This window comes from Stenotrophomonas sp. GD03958, from assembly GCF_029839005.1.
Classification (GTDB): Bacteria; Pseudomonadota; Gammaproteobacteria; order Xanthomonadales; family Xanthomonadaceae; genus Stenotrophomonas; species Stenotrophomonas hibiscicola.
Genome location: NZ_JAOBZT010000012.1, coordinates 1 through 24,191 on the forward strand (window position 1 = coordinate 1; position 24,191 = coordinate 24,191).

25 protein-coding genes and 2 riboswitches are annotated in these 24,191 nt (G+C 67.3%); of the genes, 16 read left to right on the forward strand and 9 right to left on the reverse strand.

Annotation, left to right across the window (positions count from 1 at the left end):
- On the reverse strand, positions 1-1,762 hold a 1,762-nt coding region (locus tag N5C25_RS05640; protein WP_279936585.1), incomplete at its 3' end, for an endonuclease.
- A 311-nt stretch (positions 1,763-2,073) separates the two neighbouring features.
- On the opposite strand from N5C25_RS05640, the gene N5C25_RS05645 reads away from it, so the two are divergent.
- From N5C25_RS05645 to N5C25_RS05675, 7 genes are all read left to right on the forward strand, one after another.
- Positions 2,074-2,361, forward strand: a complete 288-nt coding sequence (locus tag N5C25_RS05645) for a co-chaperone GroES (RefSeq protein WP_005411227.1) — start codon at positions 2,074-2,076, stop codon at positions 2,359-2,361.
- An 84-nt stretch (positions 2,362-2,445) separates the two neighbouring features.
- The gene (groL, locus tag N5C25_RS05650) at positions 2,446-4,095 is read left to right on the forward strand and encodes a chaperonin GroEL (protein WP_005411226.1); all 1,650 of its coding nucleotides are present in this window, start codon (positions 2,446-2,448) and stop codon (positions 4,093-4,095) included.
- Positions 4,096-4,294: 199 nt separating this feature from the next.
- Positions 4,295-4,795 carry a MarR family transcriptional regulator gene (locus tag N5C25_RS05655; RefSeq protein WP_279936586.1) on the forward strand — a complete coding sequence of 167 codons (501 nt, stop codon included), beginning with the start codon at positions 4,295-4,297 and terminating at the stop codon, positions 4,793-4,795.
- On the forward strand, positions 4,792-5,532 hold the full coding sequence (locus N5C25_RS05660) for a DNA alkylation repair protein (protein ID WP_058978778.1): 741 nt from the start codon (positions 4,792-4,794) through the stop codon (positions 5,530-5,532). The genes N5C25_RS05655 and N5C25_RS05660 overlap by 4 nt, the downstream gene beginning before the upstream one ends.
- 47 nt (positions 5,533-5,579) lie before the next feature.
- Complete coding sequence (locus N5C25_RS05665) at positions 5,580-5,918, forward strand: DUF6616 family protein (protein ID WP_058978777.1); 339 nt, start codon at positions 5,580-5,582, stop codon at positions 5,916-5,918.
- Positions 5,919-6,023: 105 nt separating this feature from the next.
- Complete coding sequence (locus N5C25_RS05670; protein WP_058978775.1) at positions 6,024-6,284, forward strand: hypothetical protein; 261 nt, start codon at positions 6,024-6,026, stop codon at positions 6,282-6,284.
- A 258-nt stretch (positions 6,285-6,542) separates the two neighbouring features.
- Positions 6,543-7,616, forward strand: a complete 1,074-nt coding sequence (locus N5C25_RS05675) for a 3-deoxy-7-phosphoheptulonate synthase (RefSeq protein WP_058978773.1) — start codon at positions 6,543-6,545, stop codon at positions 7,614-7,616.
- Between the two features lie 182 nt (positions 7,617-7,798).
- Here the strand turns inward: N5C25_RS05675 and N5C25_RS05680 are convergent, their stop codons facing one another.
- The gene (locus N5C25_RS05680) at positions 7,799-8,416 is read right to left on the reverse strand and encodes a trimeric intracellular cation channel family protein (protein WP_005411215.1); all 618 of its coding nucleotides are present in this window, start codon (positions 8,414-8,416) and stop codon (positions 7,799-7,801) included.
- 84 nt (positions 8,417-8,500) lie between these two features.
- Positions 8,501-8,604: riboswitch (glycine riboswitch) on the reverse strand.
- A gap of 13 nt (positions 8,605-8,617) precedes the next feature.
- A riboswitch (glycine riboswitch) is annotated at positions 8,618-8,707 on the reverse strand.
- A gap of 40 nt (positions 8,708-8,747) precedes the next feature.
- Between N5C25_RS05680 and N5C25_RS05685 the strand changes: the two genes are divergently transcribed.
- Together N5C25_RS05685 and N5C25_RS05690 are read left to right on the forward strand one after the other, a co-directional pair.
- Positions 8,748-9,023: a GIY-YIG nuclease family protein gene (locus N5C25_RS05685; RefSeq protein WP_019660799.1), complete on the forward strand. Its 276-nt coding sequence runs from the start codon at positions 8,748-8,750 to the stop codon at positions 9,021-9,023.
- A gap of 181 nt (positions 9,024-9,204) precedes the next feature.
- The gene (locus N5C25_RS05690) at positions 9,205-9,660 is read left to right on the forward strand and encodes a hypothetical protein (RefSeq protein ID WP_262213077.1); all 456 of its coding nucleotides are present in this window, start codon (positions 9,205-9,207) and stop codon (positions 9,658-9,660) included.
- A 100-nt stretch (positions 9,661-9,760) separates the two neighbouring features.
- Here the strand turns inward: N5C25_RS05690 and N5C25_RS05695 are convergent, their stop codons facing one another.
- Entirely contained in the window at positions 9,761-11,041 is a 1,281-nt protein-coding gene (locus tag N5C25_RS05695; RefSeq protein ID WP_279936587.1) for an NAD(P)/FAD-dependent oxidoreductase, read from the reverse strand.
- Between the two features lie 123 nt (positions 11,042-11,164).
- Here N5C25_RS05695 and N5C25_RS05700 point away from each other — a divergent pair, with 123 nt between their 5' ends.
- Positions 11,165-11,944, forward strand: a complete 780-nt coding sequence (locus N5C25_RS05700) for an NYN domain-containing protein (RefSeq protein WP_010481148.1) — start codon at positions 11,165-11,167, stop codon at positions 11,942-11,944.
- Between the two features lie 34 nt (positions 11,945-11,978).
- Here N5C25_RS05700 and N5C25_RS05705 read toward each other — a convergent pair whose 3' ends face one another.
- Positions 11,979-12,170 (reverse strand): hypothetical protein, encoded by a 192-nt coding sequence (locus tag N5C25_RS05705; protein WP_146256769.1) that lies wholly within the window; start codon positions 12,168-12,170, stop codon positions 11,979-11,981.
- A 79-nt stretch (positions 12,171-12,249) separates the two neighbouring features.
- Between N5C25_RS05705 and N5C25_RS05710 the strand changes: the two genes are divergently transcribed.
- Entirely contained in the window at positions 12,250-12,870 is a 621-nt protein-coding gene (locus N5C25_RS05710; RefSeq protein ID WP_019660796.1) for a glutathione S-transferase, read from the forward strand.
- An 82-nt stretch (positions 12,871-12,952) separates the two neighbouring features.
- On the opposite strand, the gene N5C25_RS05715 is transcribed toward N5C25_RS05710, so the two are convergent.
- Complete coding sequence (locus N5C25_RS05715; RefSeq protein WP_279936588.1) at positions 12,953-15,130, reverse strand: primosomal protein N'; 2,178 nt, start codon at positions 15,128-15,130, stop codon at positions 12,953-12,955.
- A gap of 412 nt (positions 15,131-15,542) precedes the next feature.
- On the opposite strand from N5C25_RS05715, the gene N5C25_RS05720 reads away from it, so the two are divergent.
- From N5C25_RS05720 to sppA, 4 genes are all read left to right on the forward strand, one after another.
- The gene (locus N5C25_RS05720; RefSeq protein ID WP_058978758.1) at positions 15,543-16,547 is read left to right on the forward strand and encodes a hypothetical protein; all 1,005 of its coding nucleotides are present in this window, start codon (positions 15,543-15,545) and stop codon (positions 16,545-16,547) included.
- Positions 16,540-17,115, forward strand: a complete 576-nt coding sequence (locus N5C25_RS05725) for a DUF3106 domain-containing protein (protein WP_058978756.1) — start codon at positions 16,540-16,542, stop codon at positions 17,113-17,115. Before N5C25_RS05720 ends, N5C25_RS05725 begins: the two co-directional genes overlap by 8 nt.
- Positions 17,116-17,321: 206 nt before the next feature.
- Complete coding sequence (locus N5C25_RS05730) at positions 17,322-18,686, forward strand: MATE family efflux transporter (protein ID WP_155030195.1); 1,365 nt, start codon at positions 17,322-17,324, stop codon at positions 18,684-18,686.
- A gap of 116 nt (positions 18,687-18,802) precedes the next feature.
- Entirely contained in the window at positions 18,803-20,725 is a 1,923-nt protein-coding gene (sppA, locus tag N5C25_RS05735; protein WP_279936589.1) for a signal peptide peptidase SppA, read from the forward strand.
- A gap of 112 nt (positions 20,726-20,837) precedes the next feature.
- Here sppA and N5C25_RS05740 read toward each other — a convergent pair whose 3' ends face one another.
- On the reverse strand, positions 20,838-21,050 hold the full coding sequence (locus N5C25_RS05740; RefSeq protein WP_279936590.1) for a hypothetical protein: 213 nt from the start codon (positions 21,048-21,050) through the stop codon (positions 20,838-20,840).
- Between the two features lie 111 nt (positions 21,051-21,161).
- On the opposite strand from N5C25_RS05740, the gene N5C25_RS05745 reads away from it, so the two are divergent.
- On the forward strand, positions 21,162-21,938 hold the full coding sequence (locus tag N5C25_RS05745; protein WP_021203230.1) for an SDR family oxidoreductase: 777 nt from the start codon (positions 21,162-21,164) through the stop codon (positions 21,936-21,938).
- Between the two features lie 94 nt (positions 21,939-22,032).
- Here the strand turns inward: N5C25_RS05745 and N5C25_RS05750 are convergent, their stop codons facing one another.
- Genes N5C25_RS05750 through N5C25_RS05760 form a run of 3 tightly spaced genes read right to left on the reverse strand, consistent with a single transcriptional unit; the run spans position 22,033 to position 24,126 of the window.
- A complete protein-coding gene (locus N5C25_RS05750) occupies positions 22,033-22,779 on the reverse strand; it encodes a hypothetical protein (RefSeq protein WP_058978746.1) in 747 nt (248 codons plus the stop codon).
- A gap of 35 nt (positions 22,780-22,814) precedes the next feature.
- Positions 22,815-23,492 carry a DUF4124 domain-containing protein gene (locus N5C25_RS05755; protein ID WP_021203232.1) on the reverse strand — a complete coding sequence of 226 codons (678 nt, stop codon included), beginning with the start codon at positions 23,490-23,492 and terminating at the stop codon, positions 22,815-22,817.
- A gap of 43 nt (positions 23,493-23,535) precedes the next feature.
- Complete coding sequence (locus N5C25_RS05760; protein ID WP_019660786.1) at positions 23,536-24,126, reverse strand: Sua5/YciO/YrdC/YwlC family protein; 591 nt, start codon at positions 24,124-24,126, stop codon at positions 23,536-23,538.
- Positions 24,127-24,191 lie beyond the last annotated feature (65 nt).

Below are 24,191 nucleotides of genomic sequence, written 5' to 3' on the forward strand. Positions count from 1 at the left end.
TGGCCGAGGTGAACAGGGCCGGGGTCGCCCATTCGGGGTGGTCGATGAACGGGTTGCGATTGCCCTGGAAGCTGTAGACCACGTCATTGCGGGCACGCTCGGCATCATCCGGCGGATCGGACAGGTGCCAGTCGATCAGCGTCGACAGCAGGCCCATGTAGGCCGGCGAACTGCTGGTCTTGACGATCCTGCTGCGGTCGTCGGTCAGCTCCAGGTCCGGCTCGGACTGACCGGTGGCCGCATCCTTGCCACCCTCATAGCGGATCGCCATGTACATCACCGCGCGCGCCATGTCGCCCTTGCGCTTGCCCCACACCTCGAACGTGCCGGTGTTGCCGTCCGGCGTGCGCACCCAGTTGGAGTTGCCCGGATAGCCACCACTGCCGCCGCCCTGCCCATTGTTGGCTTCGGTGGCACGCTCACCGCAGCTGGCATCGCACTTGCCGAACGGCTTGTTGCCGCGGTCGGCGTTCCACTGCGCGTCGGTCAGGTACAGCATGTGGGTATCGGTGTACGGCGCGTAGGGCAGGCCCTTGTCGCCGGTGGTGCTGGCAAAGCCCAGCGAGTTCGGCCAGGTGTGCTCGCGGTTGTAGGTCAGGCCGCTGCCGGTGCCCGCACGATCACTGACCTTGGCGTAGCTGCGGTTGCGGTAGGCATCGAGGATGCGGTTCGGGTTGTTCGGATCCTCGTCGGCGATTTCCAGGATGGTCCAGGTATTGGTGCCCGAGCCGCTGTACGGGTAGGCGGTATGGCCCTTGATGGTGGCGTGCAGCGAGCAGCGCAGCTGGCTGGGGCTGCTGGTGTTGACCCTGGAGTAGTAGCCGGCCGGCACGCCCGGGTTGCCCGGGTCCGGATTGCCGCCGGTGCTGGCCACGGTGAAGGCGATGCGGCTGTCGGCGGCCGGGTGCGCGCCCAGCAGGTCGGTGATGCGCGCGGCGCGGATGTCGAAGCGGCAGGCTTCACCGGCCACCAGCGCGGTGTTGGTGGACAGCTTCACGCTGCGGCCGCTGGCCGGGAAGGTCAGCGGCACGCTGCCGGAGGTGCCGCAGCTCAGCGCGAACGCGCCGCTGGCCAGGTTCACGGTTTCGCTGAACACCACTTCCAGATCGGCCGCAGCCGGGAAGGTGCTGCTGCCCTGCGCCGGGGTGGTGGTGGACACCGACGGCGGCGTGTTCGGGCCTGGCGTGCCACCGCCGCTGAAAGTCTGGCCGTTGTTGCAGCTGCCGAAGGTCTGGCCGGCCGATTCGGCCCAGGTGAAGTGGGTGTACTGGCTGCCGCTGCCGGTCAGCTGCAACGAGGTGCCCGGCGCGGTGCTGTTGGTCTCGGCCACCGGGATGTTCTGGCTGGTCATGCCGGCGGCAGGGCCACCGGAGGCGGTGATGGCGCCCTCATAGCTGAGGAACTGGACCACTTTGCCACTGGCATCGACCAGGGCGATGCCGTCGGTCGGGCCGTTCTGGATCCCGTTGGTCGGGTAACTGACCACGGCGATGGTGGCGCTGCCGCAGCCGGCGGCGGTGCCGGCCGGGACCGGGTTGTTGGCATAGACGGTGGCGGCGGACGGATTGCTGCCGTTGTAGAGGTACAGGCGGTAGCCGGACAGGTCCTCACCGGCAGTGGCTACGACCTCGATCGCTTCGCCGACGTCACCGGCGGCGGTGCTGTCGTCGTAGTGCAGTTCGTTGATGAAGACCTCGGCCTGGGCCGGCGCAGCGGCCAGCGCCAGCAGGCAGGCAGCGGCAAGCGGGGACAGCAATCGCATCGACTCCTCCTTGTGATTGGGAATGCCGGACCGAGCCTAAGGCCGATCCAGTGACACTTTGTCGTAAATGAACGTCAGATGTCTGACAGTGCGACGCTTGTCACCGAAATTGATCTGGACCGACGCCCTGGCCGAGGCGCGCGGGTGGAAAAATTTTTTCATTCGGCCCTTGAAAGGGGGCGGCGGGGCTCCATCTCTGCCCTGCTCCCGACGTTGTCGGGTTTCTTCACGTGCGGTTCTGGCACTCGCCCGGGGCGAGTGCTAACATCGCCGGACTTTTTTAGACCAATCAATCACTTAAGAGGTCTCCTATGAGCATCAAGCCGCTGCACGACCGCGTTGTGGTCAAGCCGATCGAAGCCGACGAAATCTCCGCCGGTGGCATCGTCATCCCCGACTCGGCCAAGGAAAAGTCCACCAAGGGTGAGGTCGTGGCCGTCGGCCCGGGCAAGCCGCTGGACAACGGCAACGTGCGCGCGCCGTCGCTGAAGGTCGGCGACAAGGTCATCTACGGCCAGTACGCCGGCAGCTCGTACAAGAGCGAAGGCGTCGAATACAAGGTCCTGCGCGAGGACGACGTGCTCGCCGTCATCGGCTGAGCCCCGGCGCGACCTGTTCCATCCCCTGATTCCAACACCCAGCCGCCGGGCATGGCCCGGCGCTACCAGATGAGGTAACTGCACATGGCTGCCAAGGATATCCGTTTCGGTGAAGATGCCCGTTCGCGCATGGTGCGCGGCGTCAACGTTCTCGCCAATGCCGTCAAGGCCACGCTCGGCCCGAAGGGCCGCAACGTCGTGCTGGAAAAGAGCTTCGGCGCTCCGACCATCACCAAGGACGGCGTCTCCGTCGCCAAGGAAATCGAACTGGCTGACAAGTTCGAGAACATGGGCGCGCAGATGGTGAAGGAAGTTGCTTCGCGCACCAACGACGACGCCGGCGACGGCACCACCACCGCCACCGTGCTGGCCCAGGCCCTGATCCGCGAAGGTGCCAAGGCCGTGGCCGCCGGCATGAACCCGATGGACCTCAAGCGCGGTATCGACAAGGCCGTTTCGGCCGCCGTCGCCGAGCTGAAGAACATCTCCAAGCCGACCGCCGACGACAAGGCGATTGCCCAGGTCGGTACCATCTCGGCCAACTCGGACGAGTCGATCGGCCAGATCATTGCTGACGCGATGAAGGAAGTCGGCAAGGAAGGCGTCATCACCGTTGAAGAAGGCTCGGGCCTGGACAACGAGCTGGACGTGGTCAAGGGCATGCAGTTCGACCGCGGCTACCTGTCCCCGTACTTCATCAACAACCAGCAGTCGCAGACCGCTGACCTGGATGACCCGTTCATCCTGCTGCACGACAAGAAGATCTCCAACGTCCGCGACCTGCTGCCGGTGCTGGAAGGCGTCGCCAAGGCCGGCAAGCCGCTGCTGATCGTGGCCGAGGAAGTCGAAGGCGAAGCGCTGGCGACCCTGGTGGTCAACACCATCCGTGGCATCGTCAAGGTCGTGGCCGTCAAGGCCCCGGGCTTCGGCGACCGTCGCAAGGCGATGCTGGAAGACATGGCCGTGCTGACCGGCGGCACCGTGATCTCCGAAGAAGTCGGCCTGTCGCTGGAGAAGGCCACCATCAAGGACCTGGGCCGCGCCAAGAAGGTGCAGGTTTCCAAGGAGAACACCACCATCATCGACGGCGTCGGCGACAAGGCCAACGTTGATGCCCGTGTGGCGCAGATCAAGACCCAGATCCAGGACACCTCCTCGGATTACGACCGCGAGAAGCTGCAGGAACGCGTGGCCAAGCTGGCCGGCGGTGTTGCCGTGATCAAGGTCGGCGCCTCGACCGAAATCGAAATGAAGGAAAAGAAGGACCGCGTCGACGACGCCCTGCACGCCACCCGTGCGGCCGTTGAAGAAGGCGTGGTTCCGGGCGGCGGTGTTGCCCTGGTCCGCGCGATCACCGCGCTGGCCGGTCTGAAGGGCGCCAACGAAGACCAGAACCACGGCATCCAGATTGCCCTGCGTGCGATGGAAGCCCCGCTGCGCGAGATCGTTGCCAACGCCGGTGACGAGCCGTCGGTCATCATCAACAAGGTCAAGGAAGGCACCGGCAGCTTCGGCTACAACGCGGCCACCGGCGAGTTCGGCGACATGCTGCAGTTCGGCATCCTGGACCCGACCAAGGTGACCCGTTCGGCGCTGCAGAACGCCGCCTCGATCGCTGGCCTGATGATCACCACCGAAGCCATGGTGGCCGAAGCTCCGAAGAAGGACGAGCCGGCCATGGGCGGCGCCGGTGGCATGGGCGGCATGGGTGGCATGGGCGGCATGGACTTCTAAGTCCTCGCCCCTGGCATTGGGATGCCGGCCCTGGGTCGGCATACCTTCCCGTTGTAGAGAAGAACCCCGCCGCAAGGCGGGGTTTTTCTTTTTGGGCGATGCGCGGGCTTGGCCGGACCCGGCCCCGCATGCTCCGCACAGCGTGGTTCCATGGGCGAAAATCGATTATGATTAGGCACCTAATCACATGGTGGCCGGCATGCTGGAAGCAAAACACACCGCTCTGCTCAAGGAAGCTGCGCGCCGCGGCGAGGTAAACCTGCCCCAGCTGCGCCTGTGCTTCCAACTGCTGTCACTGTCTGCCGCCATCGACCACGACTGCGCCGCACGGCTGGCACCGCATGGCCTCAGCGAAGGCCGCTTCATCGCGTTGTTCCTGCTGCACGGGGCCGGTGGCTCGCTGCCGCCGCATGAGCTGGCCGAGCGTGCCGGCGTGACCCGCGCCACCATCAGTGGCCTGCTCGACGGCCTGCAGCGCGAAGGCCTGCTGCAGCGCCACAGCGATGCCGAAGATGGCCGCCGCCTGCGGATCGTGTTGACCGCACAGGGGACACGCCTCGCCGAGGCGCTGTTCGAGCAGCACACGCAGTGGATCGGGGGCCTGTTCAACGGGTTGGAGGCCGACGAACAGCAGCAGCTTTCACGGTTGCTGCACAAGGTCTGGCAGCACACCGATGCCGGGCGGGAATCCGCTGCATGAGCGCGCCCATTGCGGCCGAACGCCTGCGTGCGCTCAGCACCGGTCGCGTCGCCGCCACCCACCTGGCCGAGTGCCTGGCGGTGGATTTCGCCGAACTGCTGCACGTCGTGGCACCTGTGCTCGAACCGGACGCACTGCAACGCATGCGCGACGCCGCAGGCAAGGGCATCACCCAGCGCATGGCATTGGCCGCCCGCCTGCTGCGCGACAGCGGACAGGGCGATCCCGCGCAGTGGCGGGGCCACGCCTCCGATACGGTGCGTGGCTGGGCCTGCTACCTGATCGGCAGTGACGCCGGCACGCCCCTGGCAGGGAAGCTGCAGGCGATACGAACGCTGGCCGATGACCCACACTTCGGCGTGCGCGAATGGGCCTGGCTGGCACTGCGCACGGACATCGTTGCTGCACCGCTGCAGGCGCTTGGGTACCTGCAACCGTGGACGCAGGAAGTATCGCCGTACCTGCGCCGTTTCGCCTGCGAGGCGCTGCGTCCCCGGGGCGTCTGGGCTACGCATATCGCGCTGTTCAAGCAGCAGCCTCAACACGCAGTGCCGTTGCTGGACGCGCTGGCCGACGACCCCGAGCGCTATGTGCAGGACTCCGTCGGCAATTGGCTCAACGATGCCGGCAAGACGCAGCCGCAATGGCTGCGTGGGCTGTGCGCACGTTGGCAACGCGAGCACCACAGCGATGCCAACGCCTACATCCGCAAACGCGCCATGCGATCACTGCGGTAATGGCGGCCGCTGGCCGGCAATCCCATGAACCTCAAGGAAGAACCGCAATGGCCCACACCTTTATCGAGCTCTACACCGCCACCCCCGCCTGGACGGCGCTCTCGCCCGGACAACGCACCGCCTTCTTCGCCCGCATCGGTGAGGGCATGCAGCGTTTCGACCCGGAATGCATCAGGCCGGTGGCCATGGGCCGCATCGCTACGGACGTGCCGTGTGGCACCGGCGAGCAGTTCTATGCGGTCTGGCACTGCGCCAGCCGCGAAGCGGCCGACACGCTGGTGGCCGGGATCGCCGCCACCGGCTGGCATGATTACTTCACCACCACCCATGCCATCGGTGAGGTGGACAGCATGGGCCAGCATCTGGCCGACCTGGCCGCGCTGTAGTGGTACGGCGGCGGCCTGCGATCCCCGGCATGGGCGGCACATGCGCCTGTCACCGATACACGGTAAACAGTGCGTTGCCCATGTCCATCCGCAGGGACGTTGATCATGCAGAGCAAGCTCGAGGTCACGCTGTTCGGTCCGCTTGGCGAGTGCCCGGCATTGCAGTTGCCGGGGCAGGAGAACCCGTCGGTGGCCATCCCGGAATCGGCCCTGCGTCGATTGGTCTCCGACCTCTACACCGCACGCTCCCTGCTCAACCCCGAGCAGCTGGACGAGGCCCGGCAGGAGCTGGATCGGGTGCTGGAGCGCTGGGCCGATATCCACGAAGGCCTGCTGCTGGACGTTGAAGTGCATGGCAGCCGATAGGCCGCCGCTGCGCTCGGGCAGCGTCCCAGTTGCGGATGAAACATTTTGCACTGCGCAAAAGCTGTGCTATCAATAGATCCCATGAACGCAGCCGCTACCCGTTTTTACTGGTATTACTTTCCGAAGCCACTGGCGGAGGAAGGACTGCGCTCACCCTGAAGAAAGCTTCAGACGCATTCCCGAAAGCCGCCAGCGAACCTGGCGGCTTTTTTCATGCCGCCACGCTGGGGACCCCCAACGTTCCGGAGATCTCCTGCAATGCCCCCGCACACCGACGACCTGCGTATCCGCACCATCGAACCGCTGACACCGCCTGCCCAGCTGCTGGCGATGCTGCCCTGTGACGATGAAGCCTCCGGCACCGTCAGCGCCTCGCGCGCAGCGCTGCACCAGATCCTGCACGGCCGCGATGACCGCCTGGCGGTGGTGGTGGGCCCGTGCTCGATCCACGACCCGAACGCCGCCATCGAGTACGCCCAGCGCCTGAAGCCACTGCGCGACGCGCTGGCAGGCGAGCTGGAAATCGTCATGCGCGTGTATTTCGAGAAGCCACGCACCACGGTGGGCTGGAAGGGCCTGATCAATGACCCGGACCTGGATGGCAGCTTCAGGATCGACAAGGGCCTGCGCATCGCCCGTGGCCTGCTGCGCGACATCAACAAGCTTGGCCTGCCGGCGGGTGTTGAATTCCTCGACGTGATCTCGCCGCAGTACATCGCCGACCTGGTGGCATGGGGCGCGATCGGCGCACGCACCACGGAAAGCCAGGTGCATCGCGAACTTGCGTCGGGGCTGTCGTGCCCGGTCGGCTTCAAGAACGGCACCGATGGCAACGTGAAGATTGCCGCTGACGCCGTAGGTGCTGCGTCCAATCCGCACCACTTCCTGTCGGTCACCAAGCAGGGCGGCACTGCCATCGTGTCGACCACCGGCAACCCCGATTGCCATGTGATCCTGCGTGGGGGCAAGCAGCCGAACTACGACGCAGCCAGTGTTGCCGACGCCTGCCAGGCGCTGGCCAAGGCCAAGCTGCCGGCGCGCCTGATGATCGATGCCAGCCATGCCAACAGCCTGAAGAACCCGGAGAACCAGCCGAAGGTGATCGAGGACATTGCTGTTCAGCTGGAAGACGGCGAACAGCGCATCGTGGGCGTGATGATCGAGAGCCATCTGGTCGGTGGCCGCCAGGAACTGGTGGAAGGCCAGCCGCTGGTCTACGGCCAGAGCATCACCGATGGGTGCATCGACTGGGACACCACCGTGACGGTGCTGGAGCGACTGGCTGCGGCCGTGCGTGCCCGTCGTGAAGTGAAGGTGTCCGAAGCAGCGTGAATGAAGCCGCCTGATGGCGGCACGTGTGTGGATGGTGGCCAGCGCCTGCGGGGGTGCGGCCGCGATCAGGGCCGGCCGGAGTTGGAGACCGGCCCATCTGCACCGGCGATGCGCCTGGCGCTGCGCGTGAGCGGCAGCGCCAGGTCCATCGCCGGGGTGGTGCGGATTCGGCCGCGCGAACCTCAATGCACTTCGTCGTGGTACACGAACTTCGGCATTTCCCAGCGGTAGTGGATCGCCAGCAGGCGCAGTGCGAAGCCGCCGCCGAGGCAGCACAGGATCGCGGTGGCGTCGGCCACGCCCCAGTGCAGCAGCAACAGATACGCCGCGCCGGTCAGCAGCGCGATGATCGCGTAGAGCTCCTTCTGGAAGATCAGCGGCACCTCGTTGCAGAGGATGTCGCGCAGCACGCCGCCGAACGCGCCGGTCAGCATGCCGGCGATCAGCACGATCGGCATCGCATGGCCGGCTTCGCGCGCGATCGAGCAGCCGATCAGGGTGAAGGCGATCAGGCCCAGGCCGTCGAGTACCAGGAAGGTGCGGCGGAAGTGGTGCATCCAGCGTGCCACCCAAGTGGCGATCAGCGCCGCGCATACGGTGAACCCCAGGTACTCGGGATGCTTCACCCAGCCCAGCGGATAGTGGCCGAGCAGGATGTCGCGCAGTGATCCGCCGCCGAGGGCGGTGACGCAGGCGATCATGACCACACCGAACAGGTCCATGCGGCGGCGGCCTGCGGACAGTGCGCCAGTCATGGCCTCGGCGGAAATGGCAATCAGGTAGATGATGGACAGCAGCATGCGACAGGCTCCGGGCGCGGTGGGGCCGGCCATGCGCGACTACCGCCACTGCCTGCGCAATGACGGGATGACGATGACCGGTGCCGCTCCCGCTGTCCTTTTGCCTGAGAGTTCAGCGGCGTAGGCCGCGTGCCCCTTCGGCGGATCGTCCCGGGCGTGCCCGGTGACCTCTCTCCAGCTCGGCGAGTCGAATGCATGGTTGGTGGGATTCCAGCCCACCGGCCTGAGCGATCATGGGAGCCTGCGCCTTCGGCGGGCGCCAGCGCGGCGCCTCTCTCCTGCATTCGGGCGCCAGTATATCCGCTGCAGTGCAGCACGGCATAATCCGGGCATGGCCCCGTCCCTCCGCCCCTGGTTCCTGTATCTGCTCGAATGCCGCGACGGGAGCTACTACGCGGGCATCAGCACAGATGTGGATGCGCGTTTCGCCGCCCACCAGGCCGGCAAGGGCGCGCGCTACACCCGGGCCCGCCCGCCGCTGCGCGTGCTGGCCGTGCGCCAGTACCCGGACCGGGCCGCCGCGTCACGGGCCGAATGGCAGCTCAAGCAGCAGCCGCGCGAACGCAAGCTGGCCTGGCTGCAGGCCCCGGACCCTGCGCTTCTGTAGAGCCGAGCCCACGCTCGGCTCCGGGTTCTGTAGATTCACGCCATGCGTGGATGGGCTGCCGGGCCATGCGATGATCGCTCCGCGCCAAGCGCTGGAGACCCGGATGTCCACCTTTGCTTTTCAGCACGACCGTCGGTCATTGTCGTCGCTGTGGTACCCGAAACCGAAGGCGCCGTGAACGATGCGCGCCGCCGGCAAAGCATGGATCTCCGTCGTCGTGCTGGTCGCCGGCATCGCGCTGTTGCCTGGCCTGCTGTACCTGCTCGGGCTGGCATTGGCAGGCGGTCGGTCGAAGCCGGCCGACCGCGCGCCCAGTGGTATGGCTGCGTGCAGCAGTGAACCACGCGCGGGATACCAGCCGATGAATCCCTGGCGTTTCGCCGCGCAGTTCTTCGACAAGGACGTGATGAAGAAGAAGGTGCCGGAAGTGGAGCGGGAGGCCTTCTGGATTGCCCGACGCCACCTGTGGCGGCAACCACAGCGCGGCATGCTGCGCTGGCATCTCAGTAGTACCGCATTGACGATCTGGATCACCCGGCATTGGAGTACCGCGCAGATTGCCGACACCGCGAGGAAGGAGGACTTCTGCCGGACCGGGTCGAAACGGTGGGTGCCGGGCGCCCCGATGAGGAAGTAGAGCCACGCCGTGCGTGGCTGAGCTCCATGCGGCATGCACAGACAGTCATCCACGCATGGCGTGGATCTACCGCACCGGTCGGGGAGGCGCGAGTGCAGTCCTACCGCCTCGGCCGACGGTCTTCCTGGTCATCACCGAAGATGATGCGCGCGCTGCGCTGGTAGCTCCAGTACGCCACCGCCCAGTTCAGCAGCACCACGATGCGGTTGCGGAAGCCGATCAGGAAGAACACGTGCGCGGCCAGCCAGAACCACCACGCCAGCACGCCCGACAGCTGCAGCCGGCCCAGGTGCACGATCGCGGCCATGCGGCCGATGGTGGCCAGGTTGCCGTAGTCCGCGTACTTGAACGGGCCGGGTTCGGGCGTGCCGTGCAGGCGCGCGCGGATCACCTCGGCCACGTACTTGCCCATCTGCTTGGCAGCGGGTGCCACGCCGGGTACCGGCTTGCCGTCGGCCTGGCTCAGTGCGGCCAGGTCGCCGGCCACGAACAGCTCCGGGTGATCGGGCAGGGTCAGGTCCGGTTGCACCGGCACGCGGCCCGCGCGGTCCAGCGGCACGTCCAGCGTGCGCGCCAGCGGTGAAGCGGCCACGCCGGCGGCCCAGACCACGGTGCGTGCTGGCACGAACTGGTCACCGAGCGTGAAGCCCTGGCTGTCGATGTCGCTCACCGGGGTACCGGTCAGCACTTCCACGCCCAGCTTCTCCAGCTGCCGACGCGCCTTCAGCGAAAGCACTTCCGGGAACGAGGACAGCACGCGCGGCCCGGCCTCGATCAGCCGCACTTTCGCACTGGCCGGATCAATGTGGCGGAACTCGTTGCGCAGCGTGTGGCGCGCGATCTCGGCCAGGGTGCCGGCCAGTTCGACGCCGGTGGGACCACCACCGACGACGGCGAAACTCAGCCACGCCGCCTTCTTTGCCGGGTCCGGTTCGGCCTCGGCACGCTCGAACGCCAGCAGCAGCTTGCGGCGCAGCGCGATGGCATCGTCCAGCGTCTTCAGGCCGGGCGCATCATCGGCCCATTGGTCGTTGCCGAAGTAGGCGTGGGTGGCACCGGTGGCCAGCAGCAGGCTGTCGTAGTCCAGCGTGCTGCCATCGGCCATGCGGATCTGCCGCGCCTGCTTGTCGATGGCCACCACTTCGCCGAGGCGGACTTCCACATTGCGCTGGTGGCCGAGGATGTGGCGCAGCGGTGCGGCGATATCCGGTGCGGACAGGCCGGCGGTGGCCACCTGGTACAGCAGCGGCTGGAACAGGTGATGGTTGCGGCGGTCGACCAGGGTGATGCGTATGCGCTCGCGGGCCAGGGCACGGGTGGCCCAGAGACCGGCAAAACCGCCGCCGACAACGACCAGGTGGGGAACGCGCTCGCGACTCATCGACTCACTCCAGTGGGGGCATCGGGGGAAGCGCCTGGCATCTTCGCACGGCGGCCACCTGTCACGTCAGCGCCTGCCCGGATCGGCGATACTCGGGTTCAGGCAGCCGCCCGTGAGGAGCCCATGAGCGAACCGGAAAAGCGCATCGCCCTGTTGATCGACGCCGACAATGCGCCGGCCTCGAAGATCGACGAGGTCCTGGCTGAAGTCGCCCGCTACGGCGTGGCCAACGTGCGCCGCGCCTATGGCAACTGGAAGAGCCCGCGGTTGAAGGGCTGGGAAGCGGTGCTGCACGAATATGCGATCCGCCCGATCCAGCAGTTTGCCTACAGCAAGGGCAAGAATGCCTCGGACATGGCGATGGTGATCGATGCCATGGACCTGCTCTACGCACGCAACCTTGATGGCTTCGCCATCGTCTCCAGCGATGCCGATTTCACTCCGATGGTGATGCGTCTGCTGACCGATGGCGTGAAGGTGTACGGCTTCGGCGAGAAGAAAACGCCCGAGCCGTTCGTCAACGCGTGCTCGAAATTCACCTACCTGGAAGCACTGGGCCAGACCCATGCCAGCGTGCCGGATACCGAACAGGCTTCCAGCGAACAGGCATCGAACGAGCCTGTGGCCAACGACGATGCCCGGCCACGCAAGAGCGGTGCGGAAATGCGCAGCGATACCCGGCTGGTGAAGATGCTGCGCCGCGCGGTGTCCTCAGCCGAGGGCGAGGACGGCTGGTCGCATCTGGGGCCGGTTGGCAGCCAGATCGGCAACCAGGCCTCGTTCGATCCGCGCAACTATGGTTACGGGAAGCTCAGTGACCTGCTGGCAGCGATCGGCCTGTTCGAACTGAAGAAGGACGGCAAGTCGTCCTACGTGCGCGCGCTGCCGAAGAAGAACCGGTAGTGCCGGCCGCTGGCCGGCACATCACCCAAACGAATCAGATCACCCGTGCTTCCGAATTCGCATAGCCGTCGGCGAACCCGGTGGCGAAATCCTCAATGCCGTTGAAGGCCAGCAGCAACAGGCCCGCACACAGCAGCAGATTGCGATTGGAGCGGCGGTAGCCCAGCACCAGCATCCCCAGCCCTGCTGCCAGCAGAACGTAGTTCAAAGCATCCCATGCAGTCACGTCGTCTCTCCCTGTGGATGGGCGTATCGTAGCGTTTCCGCGCCACCGTGGCGCACTGCTGCAGGCAAGGAAATCCGCAATGTTGAAGATCTGGGGCCGCCGCAATTCCAGTAACGTCCGCAAGGTGCTGTGGTGCGCCGAGGAGATCGGCCTGCCGTATGAATCCATCGAAGTCGGTGGCAGCCACGGCGGCACGCAGACGCCGGAGTACCAGGCGATGAATCCCAATAGCCTGGTGCCGGTGATCGAAGACCATGGCCTGCCGCTGTGGGAATCGAACGCCATCGTGCGCTATCTGAGCGCACGCTACGCATTGGGCACGCTGTACGCCGAAGACCCGATGGAGCGTGCCCAGGCCGAGAAGTGGATGGACTGGAGCACCTCGCGGATGGCGCCGCTGTACAGCGACCTGATCTGGGGCATCATGCGCACCGCCCCGGCCGACCGGGACGAATCGCGGATCAATGCCGCGATCGTGCGCGCCGGCGATTACCTGGCGATGGCCGATGCCACGCTGGCCAAACAGCCGTGGCTGTCGGGCGACAAGTTCGCGATGGGTGACATTCCGCTGGGCTCGCTGATCTACGCCTGGTACGAGCTGCCGATCCAGCGGCCTGAACTGCCGCACCTGGCCGAGTGGTACGCCCGCCTGCGCGAGCGGCCGGCCTACCAGCGCGGCGTGATGTCGCCGCTGACGTAAGCACTGCCCGGTGCTGAAACGCAGCCGAGCATGGCTCGGCTCTACGGTAGTGCCGAGCCATGCTCGGCAGTGCTCTACGGGATCAATACAGGTCCGTTGGATCCACATCCAGCGACCAGCGCACCTTGCGTGCTTCCGGCAGCGCGTACAGCTGCGGCACCAGCTGCGAAAGCACGCCATGCAGTGGCGGCCGCTGCATGGCAGACAGCAGCAGCTGCGTACGCTGGTAGCCGGCGCGGCGTGGCATCGGTGCTGGCATCGGCCCGTAGGCCTCGACCACGTCCTGCTCGCCCAGCAACTGTCGTGCGGCCAGCAGGAACGCATTGGCATGCTCCACCTGCTGCGCTTCGGCGCGCATCAGCGCCAGGTGCGCGAATGGCGGGAATCCTGCGGCTTGCCGCTGGTTCAACTCCGCCTGCGCGAACGGGTGGTAACCACCGCTGACCAGGGTTTCCAGCAACGGATGCCCGGGGTGATGGGTCTGCAGCCAGACCTCGCCGGGGTCACGTGCGCGCCCGGCGCGACCGGCCACCTGGATCAGCTGTTGCGCGAGTTTCTCGCTGGCGCGGAAGTCAGCGGAGAACAGGCCTTCGTCGATGCCCACCACCACCACAAGGGTCAGCTTCGGCAGGTCGTGGCCCTTGGCCAGTATCTGCGTGCCGACCAGGATGCCGGGCTGGTCTCCCAGTCTCGCCAGCTGCTGTTCCAGTGCATCGCGACGTGACGTGGTGCCGCGGTCGATGCGCACCACAGGGACGTCGGCGAAGGCCGCGGTGAGATGCTCTTCCAGGCGTTCGGTGCCGATGCCCTGCGGTTGCAGCGCCAGGCTGCCGCAGGCCGGGCATGCCAGCGGTGCCGGTTGTCGCGCGCCGCAGTGATGGCACTGCAGGCGGCGGCCGCCGCCATGCACGGTCATCGGCGCATCGCAGCGGTTGCACGGTGCGGTCCAGCCGCAGTCGTGGCACAGCAGTACCGGCGCGTAGCCACGCCGGTTCTTGAACACCAGCACCTGCTGGCCGCGCTGCAGGTGCTCGTCGATGCCGGCCAGCACATCAGCCGAGAGGCCATCGTGCAGCGGCCGCTTGCGCACATCGAGGATGCGCACACGCGGTGGCCGCGCATCACCGGCACGCTGCTTCAGGCGCAGGTGGGTGTAGCGCCCGGCGTAGGCGTTATGCAGCGTTTCCAGCGAAGGGGTGGCACTGCCGAGCAGCACCGGAATGCCGAGCGCCTTGGCCCGGACCAGAGCGAAATCGCGCGCGTGATAGCGGATGCCGTCCTGCTGCTTGTAGCTGCCGTCGTGTTCCTCGTCGATGATCAGCAGCCCGGCCTGCGGCAATGGCGTGAACACCGCCGAGCGGGTGCCGACGATGACCCGTGCCTCGCCGCGCGAAGCCTTAGCCCAGACGCGCGCGCGCTCGTTGTCGTTCAACCCCGAATGCAATGCGTGCACGGCGATGCCAAGGCGGCCGCGGAAGCGTGCCAGGGTCTGCGGGGTCAGACCGATTTCCGGCACCAGCACCAGCGCCTGCCTGCCCTGCGCCAGGCAGTGGATGATGGCCTGCAGGTACACCTCGGTCTTGCCGCTGCCGGTCACGCCATCCAGCAGGAAGGGCTGGAAGCCTTCGGCGGCGTTGATGGCGGCCACCGCTTCGGCCTGGTCCGGGTTGAGGGTGGGGCCGGGCAGCGGCTGCGCATGCTGCGGTGCCACCGTCATCGCCACGCGCTCGGCCAGCGCACGCTTGGCCAGGCTGCGCGCGGCGGTGCGCCAGTCCTCCATGCGTTCGCCCAGTACATCCTCATCCACCACGGCCCCGGCCAGCAGTTCGGCCAACTGCCGCGGGCGGCTGCCGGCGCGCAGCTTCCCGCGCTGGGCATGGCCTTCGGGGGTCAACTGCCAGCCCCAGTGGTGGGTGTCGGGCAGGGCTTCGCCATGACGCAGCGGTCCTGGCAGGGCGGTGCTCAGTACCTCGCCCAGCGGTGCGTGGGTGTAACGCGCCAGCCATTGCAGGCTCTGCCACAGCTCCCCCTGCAGCAGCGGCTGCGGGTCGCACCAGGCCAACGCCTGGCGCAGTCCCTGGCCGTCGTCGGTCTGGCCGTGCCCCACCACCACCCCGACCAGCTCGCGGTTGCCGAACGGCACCTTCAGGCGGCAGCCGACCGCAACCGTGGGGCCATCGCCCTCCGGCGACAGGTAGTCGAACAGACGGGGCAGGGGGACGGGCAGGGCGACCTGCAGGGTCGGAATCGGTGAAAGCATCGGGCCAGTGTACCGGGCCGTGCGCGCGCGAATGGCGGGGTGGGAGACGGCGGAGCGGCGCCCGTTGAATCATAAATGTCACCTAAATATCGGTGTCCATTGGAGATTCAGGCTTATCCACATGTTCTGTGGATAACGTTGTGCGTTACCGGTCGACGGGAACGCAGGAGGCCGATGGCGACGAGCTCACGCTTGGGTTGGTCAAAAAATAGCCACACTTAAAAACTATTCAAAATCAACAGTTTAAGTGTGAAACATTGCTGAAACAGAGTGAATTCAGCTGCTTGCCGCAGTTTCCCGCGCCGGGAGCGTGGTGCTGTGCACAACCTGCAGCACGAAGTATCCGTGGGCGCAAGTCCTACGGGCGTCGATTGCCTGCCGCTATCATTCCCCCAGACCTTTGGAGTGACCGATGACGGCTGTGCCCGCCCCTGTTTCCTCGACCGCGGCCGGCGCGCTGTCGGCGTTCCTGCGTGGCGTCGAGCGCCGCGCCCTGGTGGTGGCTGAGCTGCAGTGCGGCGATGCCGCGCGCGCCGAACAGACCCTGGTGGCAGTGATGCGCGCGTTCGCGGCCGTTGCCAGCGACCTGCCGATGGCGCAGTGGCCGACCCGCTTCTGGACCCTGCTGGGCCAGCGCCAGGCCCTGCGCGAGCCCGTGGGTGGCCAATGGGCGCCACCGTTGGCCGCGCTGGCTGCGATGTCGCCGCTGCCGCGCCTGGCGCTGCTGCTGCGGGTAGGCGGCAGCCTGGACGAGAGCATCGCCACGCGCGTGCTCGACCAGGACGAGGCCGGCTACCAGCACCTGCTGGCCGATGCCTGCCCGCGCGATGCCCAGGGCCAGCCCGATGCCGCGGCCTGGCGCCAGTTGGCCGAACAGGTACAGGCGCGTATCCGTGAACTGCCGGCCACGCGCCTGCAGCAGCTTCAGCAGCCGGCGGCACCCGCCGCCCACAATGAAGCGCCGACCTCCAGCTGGCGAGCACCGCAGCGGGACGAGCGCGCGGCCGCCCATGGCAAGCGCCGTCGTACGGACGCCAAGCCGCGCTGGCGTGGTCCGCTGATCCTGCTGGTAACCGTGGCGGTGCTGCTGGCCGCTGCGCTGGGTTGGCGCTACCTGCAGGGACGTTCCTTCGGCAACGATGCGCCGCTGCCGGAAGGCGTCGTGGGCGAGGCCGGTCCGGTGACGGTGGAAGCCCTGCCACCGAGCAAGGTCGACGCCACGCCGGATGCAACGCATGCCCAAGCCAATGACGACGCAGCGATGCTGGCCGATCGCGACTACCCGCTGGTTGCCGATGCTGACCTGTACGCATGGACCGCCGCGGGCGGTCCGCTGCCGGTGGACGAATCGCAAGCCAAGCCGAGCCGACCGGAGCCGGCCAGTGCCACGCTGGAAACCGCCGCCGCCGATGAATAAGTCCGTGTTCGCCAGCCTGTTGCTGGCCTTGCCGCTGTCCCTGTCTGCGGCGCCGCAATCGTTGAACGTGCCATTGCCGCCGCCATCGCCGGCCACCCCGGCCGCGCCGCCGGCTTCGACCGCGGCACCGGCTGGCTTTGCCCAGCTCGATCCGCAGCAGCAGCGCCAGCGCCGTGCCGACTACGCCGCCTGGCGCGCGTTGCCGGAAGGAGAGCGCGAGCGCATCCGCCAGGCCGCTGCGCGATTCAATGCGCTGCCTGCGGACCAGCAGCAGCGTCTGCGACAGCAGTTCGGCGATCAGGACCAGGCGTTCCGCGACGGGTGGCGGCTGGGCCCGCAACTGGGCCTGGAATTCCCAAAGCTGCATGGCTTGTTCGGCTTTGTGCCTCCGGAGCAGCGCGAGACCGCGCTGGCCGTGCTGCGTCAGCTCAGCCCGGCGCAGCTGGCCCAGCTGGCCCTGGTCGCGCAGCGTACGCCGCCGCAGGAGCGCGACGCCGTGCGCAGCGCCTTCCTTGCGGTGCCGGCCGCCGAACGCGACAGCTGGCTCAAGCGCCAAGCGGGCCAGTAAAAAAGGGGACGGAGGGGATTAAGTCGCATTCGGCACTGACTGGCCAGATACGACTTAATCCCCTCCGTCCCCTTTTTGCTTGGGGCAGCCGGAACCCAGCATTCACCCCCTGTCATGGGAATGCGCGCGCCGGGCGCGTAAGATGACCGGCCGCAACCCGGTGCCTGTGCCCTTCGCGCGCAACCGTAGTTCGCGTCAAGCACCTTATGTCTACTGCAACCTCCACGCCGCGCTTCAGCAAGGAAGTCGGCGCTACCGGTCTGCTCGCCCTGCCGCTTGTGCTGGGCCATGTGTCCACCGGTCTGATCTCCTTCGTCGACAACGTGATTGCCGGCCACCACGCCACCGCGACGCTGGCTGCGGTGACCATCGGTACCGCCCTGCTGTGGCTGCCGATGCTGATCCCGATCGGCACCCTGATCTCGCTCACCGCCTCGGTGTCGCAGCTGCACGGCGCTGGCCGCGAGCGCGAGATCGGCCCGCTGTTCCGACAGGCGCTGTGGCTGGCGTTGGGCCTGGGCCTGATCATGTTCACCTTCCTTACGGTGGTGCCGCCGCTGCTGCCGGCCTTCGGCATCGCACCGGACATCGTGCCGGGGGCGACTGCGTTCCTGCATGCGGTGCGCTGGGGCGGCCCGGCGCTGACCCTGTACTTCTGCATGCGCTACCTCAGCGAAGGCATGCACTGGACACTGCCCACCATGCTGCTTGGCTTCGGTGGCCTGCTGGTGCTGGCGCCGCTGGGCTATGTGCTGGCCAATGGCAAGCTCGGTTTCCCGGAACTGGGCGCCGAAGGCCTGGGGATCGCCTCGGCGGTGATGATGTGGCTGCAGGCAACCGCATTCGCCCTGTATCTGTGGCGGACCAGGCGCTTTGCCCATCTGCAGCTGTTCTCGCACTTCGAAGGGCCGCGCTGGAAGGCGATCTGGGACCTGCTGCGCACCGGCCTGCCGATCGGCATCACCGTACTGATGGAAGGCGGCCTGTTCATCGTCACCGCGCTGCTGATCGGCCGCCTAGGTGCCAATGAAGCGGCTGCGCACCAGATCGCGATCAACGTCGCCCAGCTGTGCTTCATGATTCCGATGGGCGTGGCCGAGGCCACTACCGTGCGTGTCGGCCATGCGGTCGGCCGCGGCGATGGCTTCGGCGTGCGGCGCGCGGCCTGGGCCGGCTACGCGATCATCATGGGTACGCAGACATTGTCGGCGGCGGTACTGCTGTTCGGCCACGATGCCATCGTCGGTGTCTACACCAACGACCTGGCGGTGGCCGGCCTGGCCTCCACCCTGCTGTTGTATGCGGCCACCTTCCAGTTCCCGGATGGCATCCAGGTACTGTCGGCCGGCGCGCTGCGCGGCCTGAAGGACACCCGCGTGCCGATGTTCATCGCCATGTTCGCGTACTGGGGCCTGGGCATGCCGCTGGGCGCCGGGCTCGGCCTGGGCCTGGGCATGGGCCCGCAGGGTATGTGGATCGGCCTGATCGTGGGCCTCACCGCCGCTGCCATCCTGATGGGCTGGCGCCTGCGGCGCAGCAGCCTGCGCATCGGCCAGTCGATGCTGTCCTGAACTTCCGCCCCCGCCCCGGCCACCCGTGGCGGGCGATCCCCTGACTTGTGTCCGATGCCGCATCACGCGGCACCGGCTATGCTGGCACCACGGCAAGAAGCCATCCGGAGCGTTCCATGAATCACCCCGTGCCCCCGCTGCCCCCGGCGCGTCGCAACCCCGTCGCCAGTTTCTTCATCGGGCTGTGGGACGTCATGAACTTCACCCGCCGGTTGATCCTCAACCTGGTGTTCTTCGGCCTGCTGTTCCTGCTGCTGGTGATGTTCGTCATCGCCGCAGGCATGGGCGCCGGTGCCAGCAAGTCGCTGCAGGACCGCACCACCCTGGTGATCGCGCCGGAAGGCCGGCTGGTCGAGCAGTTCAGCGCCGATCCGGTCAGCCGCGCACTGGCCAAGGCGGTGGGCGACAACGGTGCCGAAGAGATCCAGCTGCGCGACCTGCTGCGGGTGATCGAGTCGGCCAAGGAAGACAAGAAGATCGAGCGCGTGGTGCTGGAGCTGGACAAGCTGCAGCCCTCGGGCTTCGCCTCGCTGCGTGAAGTGGCTGCGGCACTGCAGGACCTGCGTGCCTCCGGCAAGCAGCTGGTGGCCTACAGCGAGAGCATGGGCCAGTCGCAGTACCTGCTGGCCGCACAGGCCGACGAGGTCTACCTGGACCCGATGGGTTCGGTGGTGCTTGAGGGCCTGGGCCGCTACCGCCAGTACTTCCGCACCGGCCTGCAGGACAAGCTGGGCGTGGACGTGCACCTGTTCAAGGTGGGTGAGTACAAGTCCGCAGCCGAGCCGTACGTGCTCGACGCGGCGTCGCCGGCCTCCAAGGAAGCCGACCTGTTCTGGATGAACGACGTATGGCAGCGCTACCTGGGCGACATCGCCAAGGCCCGTCGCCTGGATCCGGCACAGCTGGCTGCCGGCATCGATACGCTGCCGGAAGGCATCGCTGCTGCTGGTGGTGATCTGGCCAAGTTCGCCCTGCAGCAGAAGCTGGTGACCGCGCTGAAGACCCGCGAAGAGTTCGAGGACCTGATGATCGAGCGCGGCGTGGCCGACGAAGATGCCGACGGTGGCTTCCGCAACGTCGACTTCGGCACCTACCTGGGCCAGCTTGATGCGCGCCGCAACCCGGTCGACAACCGTCCGCAGGTGGCAGTGGTGGTGGCGTCCGGCGAGATCAGCGGCGGTGACCTGCCGGCCGGCCGCATCGGTGGCGAATCGACGTCGGCGCTGCTGCGTGCCGCGCGCGACGACGACGATGTCAAGGCGGTCGTGCTGCGCGTGGATTCGCCGGGCGGAGAAGTGTTCGCTTCCGAGCAGATCCGCCGTGAAGTGGTCGCCCTGCAGGCCGCCGGCAAGCCGGTGGTGGTATCGATGGGCGACCTGGCCGCCTCCGGTGGCTACTGGATCAGCATGAACGCCGATCGCATCTACGCCGATCCGTCGACGATCACCGGTTCGATCGGCATCTTCGGCATGGTGCCGAACTTCAGCCGCGCGCTGGACAAGATCGGCGTGCACACCGATGGCGTCGGCACCACCCGCTTCGCCGGTGCGTTCGATGTCACCCGGCCGATGGATCCGGCCGTGGGACAGGTCATCCAGTCGGTGATCAACAAAGGCTACGCCGACTTCACCGGTCGCGTCGCCGACGCGCGCAAGAAGCCGGTCGAGGCCGTGGACGAGGTGGCCCGCGGCCGCGTGTGGAGCGGTGCACAGGCCAAGGAACGCGGCCTGGTCGATGCCTTCGGTGGCCTGAAGGATGCGGTGGCCGATGCGGCCAGCCGCGCCAAGCTGGGCAAGTCCGATGCCTATCGCGTGCGCTACATCGAGAAGGCAGCCACGCCGTTCGCGCAGTTCGTCAGCGGTTTCGCTGGCAGTCGTGCCGGTGCCTGGATGCTGTCCGATTCGGGCATGGCGCGGATGCTGCTGGCGCGCACGATGCCGGAAGTGGATACGCAGCTGCGCTTTGTCGAGAACGCGGCCCGCGAAAAGGGCAATGGCGCACCGGTGAAGGCGCTGGCGTACTGCTTCTGCGGGTTCTGACCGGAGCACATCCACGCATGGCGTGGATCTACTGTAAACGCCCGGCTTCGGCCGGGCGTTCTCGTTGGTGGGGTCGGATCCCTTTGCCCGCAAAGGGTTCTGACCCCACAGGTCACTGCGTCGCGTCGGCCTCGGCCTTGCGCTCGCCCCCAGCGGCCTCTTCCACCGCTTTCTGCGCGCCCTTGGCGCGGTCCAGCGGTTCCTGCATCGCACGCGACATCGCTTTGGGCACCGGTGGCTTCTCCGGGTTCGGCGTCGGCGGCCGCTGGCAGGCCACCAGCAGCACGCCGGCCAGCAGGGACGAGAACAGGGTCAGGATGCGCATGGCGGCTCTCCGCAGTGGGCGTACGTGCAGTGTCGCATCCTCGGCAGAGGGCCGCCGTGAGCGCGTATCCTTGCCGCATCGAAATGCAGCGGGCGCGGCCCCGGAGGACACATGACCCAGCAACGGTGGCGCCTGGACGGGCAGACCGCCCTGATCACCGGTGCCAGCGCCGGTATCGGCCTGGCCATCGCGCACGAACTGGCCGGCTTCGGCGCGGACCTGATGATCGTCGGCCGCGATATCGACATGCTGGAGACCGCGCGCGACGAGTTGCTGGATGTGTATCCGCAGATGCAGGTGCATGCGCTGGCCGCCGATGTTTCCGACGACGAGGACCGCCGCCAGATCCTGGACTGGGTGGAGGACCACAGCGATGGCCTGCATATCCTGGTCAACAACGCCGGCGGCAACGTCACCAAGGCGGCCACCGAGTACTCCGAAGACGAGTGGCGCAAGATCTTCGAGACCAACCTGTTCTCGGCGTTCGAGCTGTCGCGCTACGCACATCCGCTGCTGGCACGCCACGCGTCGTCGTCCATCGTCAACGTCGGCAGCGTGTCCGGCCTGACCCATGTGCGCAGTGGCGTGGTCTACGGCATGACCAAGGCGGCGATGCACCAGATGACCCGCAACCTGGCCGTCGAGTGGGCCGAAGATGGCATCCGCGTCAACGCAGTGGCACCGTGGTACATCCGTACCCGGCGCACGTCCGGCCCGTTGTCGGACCCGGATTACTACGAGGAAGTGATCGATCGCACGCCGATGCGCCGCATCGGCGAGCCGGAGGAGGTGGCTGCGGCCGTGGGCTTCCTGTGCCTGCCGGCAGCCAGCTACGTTACCGGCGAGTGCATCGCGGTGGACGGCGGCTTCCTGCGCTACGGGTTCTGATCTTCGGAAGGGTAGTGCCGGCCGCTGGCCGGCAACCACAGGATATTCAGTTGATTGCAGTTGCCGGCCAGCGGCCGGCACTACCGGATGGCGGTCACCCCGGCACCGGGCAGTTGCTGGCCTCCAGCACACCCTGCAACCGCTCGCGGTCCTTGCGCGCGCTGTCGCGGTTCTCGGGCGCGGCGAAGCGCTCCCGGCCGCGGGCATCGCGGAAGCGCTGCTGCCAGGCACCGCAGCGCTGCGCTTCGGGAAGCGCTTCGCACTGATCGCGCACCACTTCACAGCTGGCGGCATTCACCGGCGTCACTCCGCCAAGGCCCTGTACTGTCATCAGCTCGCAGCGACCTGGCGCAGCCTCGTACTCGTACAGGTAGCCGCCGCCCTGGCTGTCGGTGCACTGGAAGATAGGAGGAAGCGGCGGCTTCGGTGAACCGTCACTTCCAGCAGCACGGGCCTCGGCATCGCGACGCAGCGTCGCGCTGTCAAGGATCTGGTCGTCTCCTTCGTGTTCGACCATGCCTGCTTCCATGATCGTGCGTCCTTCGTCCGCGCGTCGTGCCTTCGCTGGGGCCGCAGGCGCAACACCCGGGTTGGCCGGCAGCGGCGCGGGTGTTTCCACCGGGGTGGGGGCAGGTTCAGCGACCACAGGGGCAGCGGCGGCCGGCTGCGCGTTGCCCTTGCCGGGTATGCGCAGCACCTGCTGCTTGCTGCCAGTGGGACACGGCGTGCGCTGCAGGGTAGGGATGTCACTGCTGCTGGAGGTACAGCGGTAGATCACGCCCTCTTCGGCCAATGCGCTTCCAGGCAGCAGCACCAGGAGCAGCCAGATCACTCGGTTCATGCGTACAGCGTACAGGCTGCGGCGGCTTGCTGCGGTCAGCGTTCGCAATCGCGCGACAGGCGCGCATCGATGCCGCGCTGTTCGTTGCTGATGGCGGTGCGTTCACTCTGCAGCGCACTGTTGTACCGGCGATCCAGTTCCCAGCGGCGATCACGCAGTCGCGCACAGACTTCCTGCGGCGGCAACGCATGGCAGCTGTCGCGGACCAGCACGCTGCCGGCCGGAACCTGCACGCCCATGCCGATCGAGGGGGGACGATAACCCGCGCCTTCGCCGATCGGCGTGCCGGTGGCCGGGCGCGGTCCGGGGTAGGCCGGGCCGTGATGGGCGTGTGGCAGCCAGACACTGGTCCACAACGGCACCCAGCGCGGATTGCCTTCGTTGTTGTCGCTGGTATAGCGTCGGCCATCATCGCTCACGCATTCGTACATCGGCTGCGGCGGCTGGATGTAGACGTGGCGGACTTCGCGCTCGCGGATGACCGGGGTTTCGCCGGGCGGCGCAGGCGGGGCATCACTGCGCACCACCCGTGGAGCGGGATCGCGCGGGCGCTGCAGGTCGCGAACCTGCTGGCGGCCGCTGTTGCAGGGCGTGTCCTGCAGGGCCACCGCCCCGTTGCTGGAAACGCAGCGGTACACCCGCACGTCTTCGGCTGCGGACGCCGTCCACGGCAGCAGCAGGCACAGGCTGAAGGTGGCGCGCAGCAGGCTCATGGCGGCAGCGTGCGTGATTGTCCGCGGCAGTGCAATCGGCGGCTCAGGAGCGCAGCACGTTGCCGCTGAGCGCGTCGCGTATGGGGGTGGGTTGGGCCAGGCCACCGGTCTGTCCGTCAAGGATGCCGTCGAGCAGGCGCAGCAGGCGCGGATCCAGCTCTTCGCGGCTGCGCGCCGGTGGTTCGCCGGCCAGATTGGCGCTGGTGGAGACCAGCGGGCCGCCCCAGGCGCGGCAGAGTTCGGCCACCAGCGGGTGCGCGCTGATGCGCACCGCAATGCCGCTGTGTTCGCCGGTGACCCAGGGCTGCGCGCGCGGGCCAGCGGGCAGGATCCAGGTGTTGGCGCCGGGCCAGCTGGCCAGTACCGCGCGCTGGCGGGCGTCGGGCAGCGCCTGCAGGCGCACCCAGCCTTCCAGCTGCGCCAGCTCGGCCGCGACCAGGATCATGCCTTTCTCGATCGGTCGCTGCTTCAGCCGCAGCACCATGTGCACTGCCGCTTCCTGCGAGGGATCACAGCCCAGGCCCCAGACCGCTTCGGTCGGGTAGGCGATCACGCCGCCGGCGCGGAGCGTGGCGACAGCAGAGTCCAGGGTGAGTTCTTTCATGGCGGCGACCGGCCCGGCGTGGGCCTCCATTATCCCCCTGCTGCGTGCAGAAGGGGTGGTCGGCGCGGACGGTAGGTGCGGACCGTTGGTCCGCA

Bases quoted from the DNA above. Each gene is read 5' to 3' on its own strand.
- N5C25_RS05680 (WP_005411215.1), bottom strand. From the start codon at position 8,416: ATGCTGCTGTCCATCATCTACCTGATTGCCATTTCCGCCGAGGCCATG.
- N5C25_RS05710 (WP_019660796.1), top strand. From the start codon at position 12,250: ATGTTGAAGATCTGGGGCCGCCGCAATTCCAGTAACGTCCGCAAGGTG.
- N5C25_RS05730 (WP_155030195.1), top strand. From the start codon at position 17,322: ATGTCTACTGCAACCTCCACGCCGCGCTTCAGCAAGGAAGTCGGCGCT.
- N5C25_RS05645 (WP_005411227.1), top strand. From the start codon at position 2,074: ATGAGCATCAAGCCGCTGCACGACCGCGTTGTGGTCAAGCCGATCGAA.
- N5C25_RS05725 (WP_058978756.1), top strand. From the start codon at position 16,540: ATGAATAAGTCCGTGTTCGCCAGCCTGTTGCTGGCCTTGCCGCTGTCC.
- N5C25_RS05695 (WP_279936587.1), bottom strand. From the start codon at position 11,041: ATGAGTCGCGAGCGCGTTCCCCACCTGGTCGTTGTCGGCGGCGGTTTT.
- N5C25_RS05690 (WP_262213077.1), top strand. From the start codon at position 9,205: ATGCGCGCCGCCGGCAAAGCATGGATCTCCGTCGTCGTGCTGGTCGCC.
- N5C25_RS05675 (WP_058978773.1), top strand. From the start codon at position 6,543: ATGCCCCCGCACACCGACGACCTGCGTATCCGCACCATCGAACCGCTG.
- N5C25_RS05715 (WP_279936588.1), bottom strand. From the start codon at position 15,130: ATGCTTTCACCGATTCCGACCCTGCAGGTCGCCCTGCCCGTCCCCCTG.
- N5C25_RS05700 (WP_010481148.1), top strand. From the start codon at position 11,165: ATGAGCGAACCGGAAAAGCGCATCGCCCTGTTGATCGACGCCGACAAT.
- N5C25_RS05665 (WP_058978777.1), top strand. From the start codon at position 5,580: ATGGCCCACACCTTTATCGAGCTCTACACCGCCACCCCCGCCTGGACG.
- N5C25_RS05655 (WP_279936586.1), top strand. From the start codon at position 4,295: ATGCTGGAAGCAAAACACACCGCTCTGCTCAAGGAAGCTGCGCGCCGC.
- N5C25_RS05670 (WP_058978775.1), top strand. From the start codon at position 6,024: ATGCAGAGCAAGCTCGAGGTCACGCTGTTCGGTCCGCTTGGCGAGTGC.
- groL (WP_005411226.1), top strand. From the start codon at position 2,446: ATGGCTGCCAAGGATATCCGTTTCGGTGAAGATGCCCGTTCGCGCATG.
- N5C25_RS05750 (WP_058978746.1), bottom strand. From the start codon at position 22,779: ATGAACCGAGTGATCTGGCTGCTCCTGGTGCTGCTGCCTGGAAGCGCA.
- N5C25_RS05685 (WP_019660799.1), top strand. From the start codon at position 8,748: ATGGCCCCGTCCCTCCGCCCCTGGTTCCTGTATCTGCTCGAATGCCGC.
- N5C25_RS05755 (WP_021203232.1), bottom strand. From the start codon at position 23,492: ATGAGCCTGCTGCGCGCCACCTTCAGCCTGTGCCTGCTGCTGCCGTGG.
- N5C25_RS05760 (WP_019660786.1), bottom strand. From the start codon at position 24,126: ATGGAGGCCCACGCCGGGCCGGTCGCCGCCATGAAAGAACTCACCCTG.
- N5C25_RS05740 (WP_279936590.1), bottom strand. From the start codon at position 21,050: ATGCGCATCCTGACCCTGTTCTCGTCCCTGCTGGCCGGCGTGCTGCTG.
- N5C25_RS05720 (WP_058978758.1), top strand. From the start codon at position 15,543: ATGACGGCTGTGCCCGCCCCTGTTTCCTCGACCGCGGCCGGCGCGCTG.
- sppA (WP_279936589.1), top strand. From the start codon at position 18,803: ATGAATCACCCCGTGCCCCCGCTGCCCCCGGCGCGTCGCAACCCCGTC.
- N5C25_RS05745 (WP_021203230.1), top strand. From the start codon at position 21,162: ATGACCCAGCAACGGTGGCGCCTGGACGGGCAGACCGCCCTGATCACC.
- N5C25_RS05660 (WP_058978778.1), top strand. From the start codon at position 4,792: ATGAGCGCGCCCATTGCGGCCGAACGCCTGCGTGCGCTCAGCACCGGT.